Annotated in this window: 8 protein-coding genes and 1 pseudogene; 3 read left to right on the forward strand and 6 right to left on the reverse strand. The window is 45.2% G+C overall.

What is annotated here, in order from left to right; translation table 11 throughout:
- Positions 1–775: 775 nt before the first annotated feature.
- Positions 776–1,228 carry a hypothetical protein gene (locus tag H5647_RS08145; RefSeq protein WP_162926334.1) on the forward strand — a complete coding sequence of 151 codons (453 nt, stop codon included), beginning with the start codon at positions 776–778 and terminating at the stop codon, positions 1,226–1,228.
- A gap of 864 nt (positions 1,229–2,092) precedes the next feature.
- Positions 2,093–6,343, forward strand: a complete 4,251-nt coding sequence (locus H5647_RS08150; RefSeq protein WP_045857753.1) for a C39 family peptidase — start codon at positions 2,093–2,095, stop codon at positions 6,341–6,343.
- Between the two features lie 126 nt (positions 6,344–6,469).
- Here the strand turns inward: H5647_RS08150 and H5647_RS08155 are convergent, their stop codons facing one another.
- The 5 genes and pseudogenes from H5647_RS08155 to H5647_RS08180 form a co-directional block, all read right to left on the reverse strand.
- The gene (locus H5647_RS08155; protein WP_045857755.1) at positions 6,470–6,841 is read right to left on the reverse strand and encodes a helix-turn-helix domain-containing protein; all 372 of its coding nucleotides are present in this window, start codon (positions 6,839–6,841) and stop codon (positions 6,470–6,472) included.
- Positions 6,842–7,000: 159 nt separating this feature from the next.
- Positions 7,001–7,780: an IS21-like element helper ATPase IstB gene (gene istB, locus H5647_RS08165; protein WP_045855575.1), complete on the reverse strand. Its 780-nt coding sequence runs from the start codon at positions 7,778–7,780 to the stop codon at positions 7,001–7,003.
- Positions 7,777–8,796: pseudogene (gene istA, locus H5647_RS08170) on the reverse strand (IS21 family transposase). The gene istB and the pseudogene istA overlap by 4 nt, the downstream one beginning before the upstream one ends.
- 77 nt (positions 8,797–8,873) lie before the next feature.
- Complete coding sequence (locus H5647_RS22535) at positions 8,874–9,074, reverse strand: type II toxin-antitoxin system HigB family toxin (RefSeq protein ID WP_082086999.1); 201 nt, start codon at positions 9,072–9,074, stop codon at positions 8,874–8,876.
- A complete protein-coding gene (locus H5647_RS08180; protein ID WP_082087000.1) occupies positions 9,016–9,609 on the reverse strand; it encodes an integrase arm-type DNA-binding domain-containing protein in 594 nt (197 codons plus the stop codon). The genes H5647_RS22535 and H5647_RS08180 overlap by 59 nt, the downstream gene beginning before the upstream one ends.
- A 340-nt stretch (positions 9,610–9,949) precedes the next feature.
- Between H5647_RS08180 and H5647_RS08185 the strand changes: the two genes are divergently transcribed.
- Complete coding sequence (locus tag H5647_RS08185; RefSeq protein ID WP_045857757.1) at positions 9,950–10,165, forward strand: helix-turn-helix transcriptional regulator; 216 nt, start codon at positions 9,950–9,952, stop codon at positions 10,163–10,165.
- Here the strand turns inward: H5647_RS08185 and H5647_RS08190 are convergent.
- On the reverse strand, positions 10,152–13,550 hold the full coding sequence (locus tag H5647_RS08190) for a TM0106 family RecB-like putative nuclease (protein ID WP_236074832.1): 3,399 nt from the start codon (positions 13,548–13,550) through the stop codon (positions 10,152–10,154). The genes H5647_RS08185 and H5647_RS08190 overlap by 14 nt on opposite strands.
- Positions 13,551–13,718: the final 168 nt, after the last annotated feature.

A 13,718-nucleotide genomic window follows, 5' to 3' on the forward strand; every position in this document is an offset into this window, starting at 1 on the left:
ATGTCGTGTGTTGTGAACTTCACCAAAGTGGGGTGTTTTCAGGTGATAGGTTTAGAGGCCCAAGAATAAATTACTCCCGAAGGGATGACAATATACGAGCGACTATTCGTTCATTAACATTATTGCACGCTCTAAATTCTAGTAAGTTTTTTACCGTCATTTTTTCAGCAAATCATTGCGGAGCTAAACGTTCATGATGTACCTGTGGTTTCTGTGGCTCAGTAAATGGATATCTCTCTCGGCTGGCGACGAACAACATTACTTCTTTTGCCAAATTTGAGCGGGAGCTGGTTGGTCAGTGAGTAGCAAAAAAAGAATAGCGCGCTGCCACTTTAGAATCTGGCCGCTGGCAAGGTACATGGTGCCCGTTAGGTTATGTTGTTAAAAATGATCGTTTGGCGGTTGATCAAGCGGAATCAAAAATCGTGCAGGAGATTTTCACTCGTTACGCCCATTAAGAATCTGTCACTGCGATTCTTAATGGCTTGAATGCGCGAGGTGTTAATACCAAGCGCTGGCGCACTCGAACAGGCAAGCTTAAAGGTGGCAAGGCTGTTAATCGCAATGCAATTTATACGCGGTTGAAAAACCGAGTCTATTTGGGATAAGTTTTTACGGTGACGCTTGGCAAGAAGGCGCGCATAAGCCAATTATTGATCGAGACTTGTGGTGCAAAGTTGCCACTCTATTAGATGCCCGCAGTCGTCGTGGCGAAAGTCGAGTATCATCCGATGAGGGATCAATTTTTATGTTGAGGGGCGTGTGTTCGGTGCTGATGGCCGAGCCATGTCACCATGATTATCGTCGGTCTATAAAAGTAGAAAGTACGCTTACTATATTCCACAGCGCGAAATTGCTGAAGGGGCTGGCAGCATCGGGGTTGGCTCGTTTACAGGCAGAAAACTTGAATGATCAGGTTTGGTCGAAACTGAGGCGACTGCTATCAACGCCTGAGCAGCTACTCGCACACCTGCCAAAACCGTTAACTGAAATCTCTGACTTTGATCTTTCTTTGGTTGTAAAACGATTAATGAATCTTGAAGGGTTGTCAGAAGAGTTGTTCCCGGCTCACCAAATGAAGCTTGTCACTCAGTTAATCGATCGCGTTACGGTATATACCGACCGGCTCGACATTGATTTTAGTCTCGAAGGTTTGATGGACCGGATTCTTGAATTGTTGGTAGATCGGCCAGAATTGGTGAGGGCGTATCGGCAGCTGTATTCGTAGGCGATACGTCATAGACTTTGATTTCCATATTATTTTGTACCCACTGTTTTGGTAGGTTGTACCCACGCCTACCAATGCTGTAAACAAACCTTTCTCCACGCCCGTCGATAAGGTGTTGATTTTAAAGGGCTGAATTTTCTCTGGTCATGGGCTTCGACATCGAGTTAGCGGGAGAGCCGCAGAGAGTATTCGGCAATTCAGATAATACTCGCCTTGAAAAATCCGAGATTAAGTATAGTGCGAAGGCCATAAACTCTTGCCATACAAGGCCTGTATCGCGGATCGCAGGCCATAAAAAAACCCCAACTGCGAACATTGGGGTTTCGTATTGGGTGGGGCGGAACGCGGGTTCGGTTCCTACGATAGCAACCTATTTAGTTCCTCAAGAGCTTTTAAATACTGAAGCGGGCTTATGCTTACGCAGGAACTTTGGAATCCACTTTGTCAGGAGTTAGTAGAAACTCATTTGACTTTATGCCGTGTGGTGACGATGAATCTGCGAACTCGGCTTTGTATTCCGTGGCTTTGTTATCTTATGCTCGATGGATTCGCTCTGCATATTGAACCAGAGAATAGATGCAAAATATCTAATGAGTATAGGTGGTTTCTATCCCTGTCATCGTTAAAATTAATGCATTAAATTTAGACTTAATAGAAAGTCTTGATCTAAGTTCTTTCTGTCTGAAACTATAGGCAGTTATAATAATTGGAGGTATTTTATCTCTGAGTTGTCTGATTGTTATGCGTATAAAAATTTTCGCTACACGCTTTTTTTCATCACTCGCAATCAATGAGGTGCTATTCACATGGGTGAATAAGTAACCTTTTTCCTAACACATACATTCAATTTCGTGCCGCACATCTATGCTTATAAAATCTAACAAAAAATATTCCGGTATATCCCGACCATTAAAAAATATTCGTAAGGCGTTTATCCAAGGCGATTCCCAGCTCGCATTCAAGCAAATATCAACGCTTCGAAAAGCAAAGCAACCGTTACTGCGTAAGTCGAGCGACTATTTTTTGCTGCGTGATGTCTGTCATTCTGTTGGTCGCCCGTCTATAGCCCAAGCGTTACTGCGGATTGCAGCAAGGGTATTTCCCGACAGTGCATCGATTCAGATTAGTCGATTGCTTATTACTACCTATTCCAATAGGTCTATTGGTTTGCTGGATCAGATGGAGAGCTTGAAGCCGCTCTGCAAATCGGCAGATGATGAAGCCCTCTGGTATTCGGCTATAGCACGGGTGTCAGCTGGGCTAGGAATGATGGCATCATCCTTGACTTGGATTAATCAATCCAGGCCCCTTCTCAAAAGGCACCATAGAGAAGCTTGGTATCACTTCAGTTTGGCTCATACATTTCGTCGGGATTGGGCCGGTGCAGTATCAGCCGCGGAAACTCTAGTAGAAATCGATCCGTGCGCAGAAAACAATATCGTACTTATTCGCGCTCTACTGTCCAATGGTGATTTGGAAAAAGCAAAATCTGATATTGCTAAGCTGGATACCATGAAGGGCCAGTCTTATTTGGCCGATAGTTATTGTGTACAGTTTTACTACTTTATTGGTGATATCAGTAAGGCGATTCGACACCTTGAATCAATGAGTCAACGATGGCCAGACATAGAACCATCTGCCATCGAAAAAACAATGGTAAATCTCTATTGGCTGCACGGTGATGTGCAGGCAGCAAAAGCGCTCGGACAGAAAACCGGCGATCCAATTTTTGAGTCATTGGTAAACGCAGACCTGAAGGCTGATCGAAAACTAATTGCTCTGCCGATCATGACGCAGGCGCCGTTAATGTGCGTACCAACGACTGTCGCCATGGTGGCCTCTGCGTTTGGAAAGATTCTTTCTGATCAAGACCTGTTTAGCGATATGCACGGGCGAAACGGAACCGAGATCTGGCGCATGCAAGATCATATGGAATCCATTGGCTTTGATGTGATTTATCTGCGCCCTGAATACACGGCAGTAAAGGCGTGTATTGATAAGGGGCAACCGTTAATTGGACCAACAGCTTCTCTATTCGGCGCCCATGTCGAGGTGATTGCAGGGTATGATGAGGGGTTAGGTGGCGTATTTATTCGCGATCCAGAGTCATTAACACCGTATTTTACCGACAAAACCTACTTAGATACGGCCTATAAAGCTTCGGGTAATTATCTAATTGCTATAGCGCCGAAATCAAAACTCGACTGGCTTCCCGAGTCGTATAAACATACAGAGGCGCAACACCTCATTGCCTTGAAGCGCACGATTTCTCTTGGTGAGGTAACACAAGCTCGGGAACATTTCACAGCCATTAATGATGATATCGGCTGTAATTATTTGCGTGATGTATACGGGTTTGGTGTGTTTCTTTCTCCGTTAGGCTATCAGCAAGCGATGAAGAAATATGCCGAAGACCCGTTGCTCGATGAAGTTTCACGCATTCAAGCTGTAATAGGTACACAAGACAGCGATTTTATTTATCAATGGATCACCTCATTTAGAGAGTCAAAAAACGACCTTGCACCATATTTCGGGACCTATCTCGACCTTATACTCGCACGCTCAAAGCGTGAATATGATGTTGTACTCGAAAAACTCTCAATATTGCTTTCTAAAAATGCCTCTACCGAAGCCTTGTGGAGCTACAAAGCGGAAGCCAAGTTAGAATTAGGTGATATTGAAGATGCGAAAAAGAGCATACAAATAGCCTTGGATATTGCGCCAACATCATATGATGTAAGGCGGCGAATTCGAGATATTTCGCCTTACCAGGAACCATACGAAGAAAAAGTAGCTAGTGTTCGCTCTCAGATATCCGAATATCCGGATATCTTTGAGTTAGAAGAAGAGCTCGCCGACATTTTAGGCGAAGGAGAAGATGGCCTTGCATATGAGCAGGCCATATTAAGTTGTATTAACCGGCGTCCGCTAATACCTTGGACATACAATAAACTTGCCGATTGGTATTTGAATCAGCACAGGGAGGACCTGGCTAAAAATATTTTAGAACAGGGTCGAGAAAGCTTATCAGAGCAAGAGCTCCCCAAACGCTATTTCGAACAAAATGAAGCAAACAGCGAAGACGATATCACCCCGAAAGAACAATCGGTTGATAATATCGAAACCAATCATCCGAGCGACAGTGATCGACTAAAAAATATTGTTGCCAATTGGTTCAACGGTCATCTACCAACGGAAGATGAAAAGCAATTATTAATAACGAACTCAGAGCTAGATCATTTCGACCTGTCGTGGTGGGAGAAAGCCTATATTCTCGCCATTAATTTTGCGCTGACCGATTTGGACAATGAGAATCGACAAAAAAAACAACCACTAACAGATAGTTTGCCAACGGAATTTCCGCATAAAACAACGTTGATGATATTAGCGTTTAATCGTGCCGCGATACGAATATCGCTTTCGGTTTCCGCGTGCCAGATACTTTACGATTGGGAAAAAGAACTACTCAAAAACGATACGCATTGGCGATACGATATCGCATTCGATCTAGCCTATCTAAGAGAGCTTGCGGGTTTTCTCAACGAAGCTCAAGATCGATATAAGGAAATAATAGATCGCACGCCGGGATACTATGCTCCTTACTACCGTATGGCTTGTGTTTATGAAAAAAAAGGCATGAAAAAAGAAGCTGTTCGTCAGTATCATTCTTGTCTCGATATAGCACCTAGCCATATGGGGGCAGTAAACGGATTGATCGATGTGTTTTCATCTCTCAATGATTATGCAAGCGTAACCAACTGGTGTCACTACGCATCAAAACTGTCCCCATATGATTACGATTGTATTCAGCGTTGGCTGGATTTTATTGCACACGTCGATGGTATCGAAACCGCATTTACAACCTTTAATTCATCCCGCAATAAAATACATCCTTGTGGCGAAAAGGTTTTACGTGCGCGATTGCTACAAAAACAGGGTAAATATGACGAGGCCGTGTCACAACTAGACCTGGTTATCGACGGATATAACTACGATCGTGCCATTCTCGTCGAGCGAGCTTTATGCGCTAACGGCAAAGAAGACTGGAAACGCGTGCTGGAATTGGCTAACGAAGCACTGAAGAAATCATCGACTGATTTATGGTTTATCGAAGTTAAGTTAGCTGCTCTTGAGAGTACGAAATCAACAGAAATTAGGGGATTTATCTCTCAACAAATCAAAAATGGGTGCATATCTGATGCTCTGACTTCAAGTTGGCTGAGGTTAACGCTTGAAGAAAATGATAGTGCGACATTTGTAAAAGAAAAAATATGTAAATTAATCGAGGCTATCAATAGCGACTATGTTGTTGATTTTTTATTGCGTTATTTTACCGGCTATTTTTACCAAAATAATAGTGCTAGCCTCTATTCTAAATGGTTAGACTTCTGTGAAGAAGAAAGCCCGGAATCTTTATATTTTGTGGAGCGGCGCGTAGAGTATTTATTTAGCACCGGAAAATCTCGGCAGGCATTTGAAATTGTAAAATCTTATTCTGATGCTCACAAGGATAACGCAGGCGCTTTAATGTTAATGGGGCGTATCCTTGAGGATGAATCACCTTTTGAGGCAATAAAATATCTTCGTTCGGCTTACAAAAAAAGCGGCGACGTTGAATGCTTATCACGGATTGGTCGTGCTTACCACGTTATGGGGCGTCACAATGATGCTGTGCGTGTATACCGAGAAGTTATTGAGAAAAACCCAATGAACGATCTATCTGTTAATAATTTGATGGTTCTTGGTGAAGATCCTAAGTATCTTTACTCTAAAATGGTGGATATTATTAATAACGGTCTTGGTTATAACACAGAGTATTTTCTCGTGAATACTCTAAAGGCTGCACGTAAAATTAAAACCACCGTGCCGATAAATTGGTTTAACCTTGCCGAGTACCGCCTTTCCGAGATAGAAAAAACCTCTGGCTTCCACGATGAATTACCGTTGTTGGGAAAAGCGCTATACACCTGGTACAAGCATATTGATGAAAAAGAAAAGGCGAAAGAGGTTCTAAAAAAGGCAAGTTTGAATAATCCGTTACTCGGATTTTTCTTTTGGCCCGGTAAAAAATGGATGCCTGAAACTGCGGCTAGTGAATCGAATGGTAGTCGCTAGGCTATCGCTGTTATGGCTCGGGGCCTGAATCTTCAGGCTCCAACTCTAATATTTAGACGCCGCTTTTTCTCCTGTTCAATCTCAAAGAGTCTTGCATCTATCGCTGCAGTGCTTTGATAGTTTGCGCTATAAGGTACGCGCTTGCGGCGGCTTAATAAGAGACTCCGCAGGAATACCTAATCCCTCATGCAGCTTCCAAATCATCTTCAGTGTGAGCGAACGTTTATGGTTGAGAATCTCATACACACGATTACTCTTACCAATCATGGGTTCAAGGTCTTTCACTGTTAAACCTTTGCGCTCCATCTCAAACTTGATGGCTTCAACAGGGTCAGGCAATTCCACTGGAAAATGCTTCGCTTCATAGGCCTCGATAAGCGTGACCATCACATCAAGCTTTTCACCTTCTGGTGTGTCAGGGCCAGCCATCATTAGGCTTTCAACTTCTTTTAATGCCGCTCGGTAGTCGGCATCAGTTTTAATAGGCTTAATGTCCATAGTGTTTCCTCTGGCATTTAAATAGTTTGTACATCAATCTTGTCATATTGCGTATGGGTGCCGATAAACCGAATGTAGACTACGCGATAGGTGTCAACGCCAGCTTAAAACTGACCCACTTTTACCGATTATCGCCAAAGTAAAACTGACCCACCCCGTTTAATTATTGATCGATTGTGGCGGGGCGATGCCCGCATGCTTTTTGTTTTTTAGCCGATAGCTTTCTCCCGATATTTGTACAATGTGTGCGTGATGCAGTAGCCGATCGAGTAGTGCTGCGGTTAGTGTTGTATCGTCAGCAAAGGCATTTGACCATTGTGAGAACGGCAGATTGCTGGTGACGATAATGCTGCCTTTTTCGTAACGTTTTGCTATGACATTGAAGAATAAATTCGCCTCCTCTCGCCCAAAGGGTAGATAGCCAATCTCATCAATGATCATTAATTTCGGCCCAATAATATTTCGCTTAAGATAACCATCAAGTCGGCCTTGCGCTTTTGCTGTGGAAAGCTGCAACATTAAGTCGGCAGCGGTTATAAAGCGCGTTTTGTGACCCGTCAAAATGGCTTTATAGGCCAAAGCGATTGCAAGATGGCTCTTTCCTACACCACTTGGACCAAGTAACACCACATTCTCTGTCCGCTCTAAAAAACCTAATCCAGCAAGTTCCTGAATCTGTTTTTTGGGGGCTCCTGAGGCAAACTTAAAGTCGTAATCTTCTATGCGCTTTTGGGCTGGCAAACCAGCAAACTTTAGTAATGTCGCTTGCGTACGTTCAGCTTTTGCATCTAGCTCGGTGCGCAGTAATTGCTCAAAGAAGTCTGCTAGGGTTTGCTCAGTTGAGCTGGCTTTATCGGCTAGCGCCGACCACTCTCTGGCCATTGATTCCAACTTTAGCTGCGTGCAAGCACTGCGTATGCGTTCGTGTTGAATGTTCATTGAGCCACCTCAAGCAGTTGATCGTAGACGTCCAGCGGGTGCTGGAAGCTTTCTACCGGAAGTGGTCGTATAGTTGTAATAACCGGTGAATCTACTGTCTTGTATTCAGATGGCAGCGGCTGTAGATATTGCAGCTCTTTATCCATACGTATTTGGGGTTTAACATTAGTTGTGCCGTGCGTCCGCTGATGAGCTACGTCATTTAGCCAAGTGCCTATATGGGCATTTGCGGCCTCAACATTCAGAGTCAGGCCAGCTTGCTTTAATGTGGCAGACAACGGTGTGACAAAACACTGCTTAAGATAAGAGTTGAAGCGTTCAACCTTACCTTTGGTTTTAGCTCTGTACGGTCGGCAAGCCCGAGGTCGGTAACCATAGGTGTTTGCCTGATCTAGTCATTGAGCATTCCATTGGTGCTTACCGTTGCCGTACGCATCGCGCTGAATCATGATGGACTTGGCGTTATCGAAGAGTATCTCCTTTGGTACACCACCAAAGTATTCTAGCGCACCCTTGATGCCTTCAAGCCAATCTTGCTGATTTTCAGAACTAGTAAACTTTACGTAAGTACCTCGGCTGAACCCCATTGTAGCGACGAAGGCTTTAAGCGCATTTCGGCCTCGGCGAATGATCGTAAAGTCGACTTGCATTTGCTCCCCAGGTTCGGTTTCGAAGCGCACGACTGGGTCGTTAACCGAGGACTTGAATGCACGTACAAACACCTTAATCGTTGATACGCCACCCGTGTACCCTCGTTCACGAATCTCTCTATGCAAAACAGTCGCAGGTATCCAGTGCGGCTTAGCGGCCTCAATACGTTCGAGCAAATACGGCTTGTAAGGATCTAGGATCGAAGGGCGCTGCTCTCGCTCCGAATATGTTGGTGTTTTAGCTGGTGCACGAAGGTAGCTTCGCACGGTATTTCTGGAAAGGTTGAGCTTTTTTGCAATCGCGCGAATGCCAAGCCCTTGCCTATGTAATACGTGAATATCCACTAATATCTCCTGAGTAATCATGTCACCGCCTAGCTATTAATCCGGCGGCTATAGTGCCTCAGGTGGGTCAATTTTCGTTTGGCGTTAGTGGGTCATTTTTACATTGGCGTTAACAGATAGGCGTAGTTGATCCAAACGACCAATCGATACTTATTCCCTGCAATATTGAAAACCGCACGTCCATCTTTGAGGATGCTGTCATTTCTGAAGTCCTGCTTAAGGTCAGCTGGCGTGCTCCAGTCAGCGAAATAATCGGACACCCATGTTAACGATATTAACTGCATGTACCATGACTTCATTTAGCCTTTGGCAGAATCGTTTCACCGTTTCTAAATGACCTTTAGCGGCAATGGGCTTAATGGTTTCAATTGCCTTTACGGCGGTAATCTTATGAATTGGAAGTTTGCCGAGGTCGGGAAATATATGACCTTCGAGGGAGCGCCATGTATCTAGAGCGTGGTTCGCGGATACTTTGGATTTCTTTACTTCAAGCCACTGGCTAGCCACGTGCTGCAGGGTATTGCTGTGAGATGTTTCGTTAATCAGGATTTGTTCGTCGCGGTGTTCTTTGGGGTCGGTATCTTTAGCTAGTAGTTCGCGCGCGGCTTGTCGTTTACCGCGAGCTTCCGCAATGGAAATTTTAGGGTAGCTGCCAAAGCTTAGGCTGGTACGCTTTTTAGTGAATGGCCGGTAGTAATCGAACAACCATAGCTTCGAGCCATTGGGCTTAACTCTAAGCTGTAAGCCGCCGCCATCTGATAGCGTATAAACCTTTTCTTTGGCTTTGGCTTGCTTAACTTCTGTGTTGGTTAGGGGTTTGGTTGTTCTCGCCATTTTAGTAGTACCGTTTATAGCTGTACTACCATGGTACGACTAAGCGTACCGCTAAAAAAGTAGGATGTTTTGGTGGCTCCTAAAACCTTATAGGCACAAAAAAGCCCGTAACTCGTTGGAATTACAGGCTTTTTCGGTCTTCTTTGGGTTTGCTAAAACCCTAGTTTGGTGGTGGGGCTGGACGCGGGTTCAGTTCCCTAACTCGCAACCGAGCAAGTCCATTAAATACCTGCGATTAGCTATCGATATTTGTGCCCCTAACCAGCCCTAATTAGCTTGATTTGATCCGTAGTTTTGAGCGTTCATGGTGGTTACCAAATAGTCCAACACAGGAGTTTTTATGACGGTAATACACATGAATCAGAGGCAGCTGGCGAATCGCTGGGGTGTGAGTGAAGCGACTTTAGAGCGGTGGCGTTCTGAAGGCATTGGCCCCAGGTATTTGAAACTACAGGGGCGGGTTATGTATCGGGAGAAAGATATTGAGGCCTATGAAGCCAACTGCTTGAGGCAGTCGACTTCTGAGGCAGTCAAAGAAAGCATTAGCTCTTCGTGACTGCATTAAACAGATTTACCAACTTGAGCTGGTCAACCCGGCTCACCGGTGTTTTGCCGATATTGGGATTGCCGACGACTACTGCCAGTGATTGTGCTCTCGATATAGCTACGTTAATGCGGTGCTTATCGAAGAGGAAGTCCAGCCCTCGGGGTGATTCACTGGCGTCGCTGGCACACATGCTCAAGAACACAATTGGGGCCTCTTGGCCTTGGAACTTGTCGACACTGCCCACTTTGGCTTGCTCGCCTAGCGCAGCGCGAAGTTTACTGACTTGGTGGTTGTACGGCGCGACAAACAAGATGTCGTTCCAGTCGATGGGTCTAGTTTCTGGGGATGACTTTCCAGTATGAAAAGTCCTTCCAATCAAACTATTGGCAAGATCCTGGATTACTGCTACTTCCTCATCAGAGGCTTGTGTATTGCCTTCATGCTCCACCGGAACGAATAAAACTCCGGCTTCAATATTAAGCGGCCCTTCATAGTCTGAAGGCACATCGATAATTCGTTTATCGTTAGACGGGTGTGATTCCAGTTTTCCTTCGTAAATATGTTCACTAATGAACTGGTTGACCTTGGAGTGCATTCGATAAGTTGTGCCCAAAAATACGCCCATGTCGTCTGGAATGGTCGGAGTTTCGTGTAAGAGGTAGTCCAGTACAGAAAGCCCGCTGTCGGCCGGGTGTGTGCCCTGTGAGGGCTGACCTAGCTGCATTTGGTCACCCATCAAGATAAGGTTGGTCGCGCTGCGGCTCATGGCTATGAGGTTTGCAACGGCAACTTGGCCTGCTTCATCGACAAAAAGGTAGTCGAGTTCGTTCGCCAAATCTTCTCGAGCGAATCCCCATGCTGTTGTACCCACCACGCAAGCCGGTTGGATATGATTGACCAGCTTGTTGTTCTTTAAGATGGCTACGTCATAGTCAGCCAGCTCAGGCTCATTGTCTTTGGTGCAGCCGAAGGTGGCTGAGATACCTTCCTCTTTGCAGTATTTTGCTGTACTCAATAACAGGTTGTTGATCGCCTTATGGCTATTACTGGCAATCCCCACTTTTGCACCGGACTTCATAAGCTCTGCGATAACATGCTTACCTGTATAGGACTTACCAGCACCGGGAGGTCCTTGGATTGTTAGATAGCTGCAATCCAGGTTGCTGATCGCATGAATGATTTGTTGGAGTCGTTCACCCGGATCGTGACTTGGTGCAATAGGCCCTTCGGCGTGACCTTTTATGCGGGGTTTAGAGCGTGTCAGGAAATCAATGATGGCAGATCGGCCTGAACTTAGTTGCCCACTTTCATATTCACTAACGCTCTGGTCGATGGCTTGTGGAATTGGATTTGGATTGACGTATTCGTCTGGCACTAAGGATACGACCGCTGGTGGCTCCTCTTTCGATTGCAGGACCACCAGGCCATTTTCAAGATCGCTTTCCTCTCGGACAAAGGTAACTTTTGCGGTATTTCCGTCATCCGTTTCGACACCCAATAAATAGAATTGTTTTTGCGCGCCTTTAAATTCCTGCGTGGAATCAAATCGATATTCATAAGCCAGATTACGCGCTCTTGGCGTAGGCTTAAATGGTTCACGTTCTGTTCTTTCACAGCAGGCCAAACAATCTAAGTCGTCCATCAATTCAAGGTGACTTAAGCCAAGCCTTTCGAATAAACGCCAGAATATGGGTTTCGCTTCTCGTCGATGAAACTCGAGCACCCATGCAAGGTTTTCAGTCAATGCCGCTTTTCTTGGTTCGGACTCAAGCTCAGATAAAACCTGCTCAAGTAGACGGTCCCTTAACTGCGTTCGTTCTGTTACTTCCTCTTTGACATCGGGTTCGGTGACTTCGGTTTTACCTAAATAAACGATGCTATGTTCGGCTTGCTGTTGTCGCAACCAATCGACCAGCTCCTGGGTTGAGTCACAATCATCAATGTTGTAATCCCTGATGTCGTTCAGGATTTTGGAAGTTTCCCATGTGTCGCCCTGTTCACCTCGTGAGTGCAGTTCTCGCCATTGCTCATAGACCACAACCGAGTCACCGCCATTGCCAACTTCAGTTTCACGCTTTCCGCGATAAAGGTGTTCTACATTCTTGATTGAATACCGTGGCTCACCCAGAAGAACGCCGCCTTTAACTATTTTGTATAAGTCAACGAACACCTCATTGCGAAGCAACTGGTCTACTTCGTATTCGCATACACCATAACGGCCCATCAATTTGCGGCAGGCTGCGATTTCATAATTGGCGTAATGGTATATATGCATCTTTGGGTCTTGCTGCCAACGCTGGTAAACCCATTGAATAAAATCTTGGAAGCACTGTTTTTCCTGTTCCGGATTGTGAGCCCAGAAGTCTTTAAATTGTCGATTTCCTTCCTCATCAAAATACGTGTTGCCCCAAAGGTACTCTAAGCCGCCTTCATCAAGTGGATAGCCTTCTATATCGAAGAACACATCAAGCGGTGAGTGCGGCGGGAGTAATGCTAAACCTGATTTTTCATTGGGTGCAGGCGTAATGATTTCGAATCGCGGAATGGCGCTGCCAGCACTTTGCTTTTGGATTTTTGCCTGAGCTTTCAGTTTATCAAGAACTATCGTGTTAATGCCTGGCACATACTCGATGTCGTTCGTCGCTAGTTCTTGCATCGTATCGATGCCAGCTTGATTCAACTTCTTGATTTGGCCTTTGGTGATAGTCGCCACCTGAAATAAGTGGTCTTTTTCAATCATTAGAGATTCAGCGTAATTACTCCAATCGGCCCAATTTTTAGAATCGGCAGGATCTGGTCGATTGTCTGGCGAGTAGTTACTGTGATCGTGTAAGAATGATGCTTTCAGAGTTTGGTAATAATAAAAATAGTCACTCGTTCTGAGTCGCTCATTTTCGCCATTGCCTAAAGCTACCGTTATAAACTCTGGCAGGCACCCCTGTATGGATTCGAGCATTTGCGCATAACAACACAGCTGGATGACAAAGGTCGGCTTCAACTTGTTGGCGAGTTTGGTGTCCCACACTTCGTAATGCCAATCACCAAGACTGCTCTTGTTTTTAGAAGGAGAGCTAGACTCGGCTTCATGTCTTACCTTAACCAGAAAGTCTGCATAGCCACCAAAAGGTGGTAGCTCTAATCGGGCTTGTACAATGACATCAGCTCCTTGGCGCATCGCTGCAAGCGTATTGGTGTGCTTTTCATCTGACGATTCACCTTCGATTTTAACTACATTGAGGCCTTGCTCAATAAAGGCTTCCTCCAACGCATCCTCATGCTCATAGCCCTTTTGTGCGAGGGAACTCATCAAAGCATCGGCAGGGTCTTTTTCCGGCGCCTGATCAGGATGCTCAATGGAAAACCTGTCCATCCATGAGACAAATGGGCTCTCCATGTACCTGGTCAGCTCTGAGGGGGATAAGTGGAACTGTCCGTGTTGTTTATACATAACTAACGAGGCCGGTTCTTATGATAAGGCACGCAATGGCTGGTGCTGATAAAGCACAGTGCACTCGGATCCTTGTAATCCCGGTTATTCTAGGTGAGTGAATACTAATTTTGT

The organism is Teredinibacter purpureus (assembly GCF_014217335.1).
In the GTDB taxonomy this organism is placed as follows: domain Bacteria; phylum Pseudomonadota; class Gammaproteobacteria; order Pseudomonadales; family Cellvibrionaceae; genus Teredinibacter; species Teredinibacter purpureus.

What these genes read in the sequence shown, in the direction of transcription:
- H5647_RS08150 (WP_045857753.1), top strand. Translation starts at nt 2,093, where the DNA reads ATGCTTATAAAATCTAACAAAAAATATTCCGGTATATCCCGACCATTA.
- H5647_RS08155 (WP_045857755.1), bottom strand. Translation starts at nt 6,841, where the DNA reads ATGGACATTAAGCCTATTAAAACTGATGCCGACTACCGAGCGGCATTA.
- H5647_RS08185 (WP_045857757.1), top strand. Translation starts at nt 9,950, where the DNA reads ATGACGGTAATACACATGAATCAGAGGCAGCTGGCGAATCGCTGGGGT.
- H5647_RS08190 (WP_236074832.1), bottom strand. Translation starts at nt 13,550, where the DNA reads ATGGAGAGCCCATTTGTCTCATGGATGGACAGGTTTTCCATTGAGCAT.
- H5647_RS08180 (WP_082087000.1), bottom strand. Translation starts at nt 9,609, where the DNA reads ATGGCGAGAACAACCAAACCCCTAACCAACACAGAAGTTAAGCAAGCC.
- istB (WP_045855575.1), bottom strand. Translation starts at nt 7,780, where the DNA reads ATGAACATTCAACACGAACGCATACGCAGTGCTTGCACGCAGCTAAAG.
- H5647_RS08145 (WP_162926334.1), top strand. Translation starts at nt 776, where the DNA reads ATGGCCGAGCCATGTCACCATGATTATCGTCGGTCTATAAAAGTAGAA.
- H5647_RS22535 (WP_082086999.1), bottom strand. Translation starts at nt 9,074, where the DNA reads ATGAAGTCATGGTACATGCAGTTAATATCGTTAACATGGGTGTCCGAT.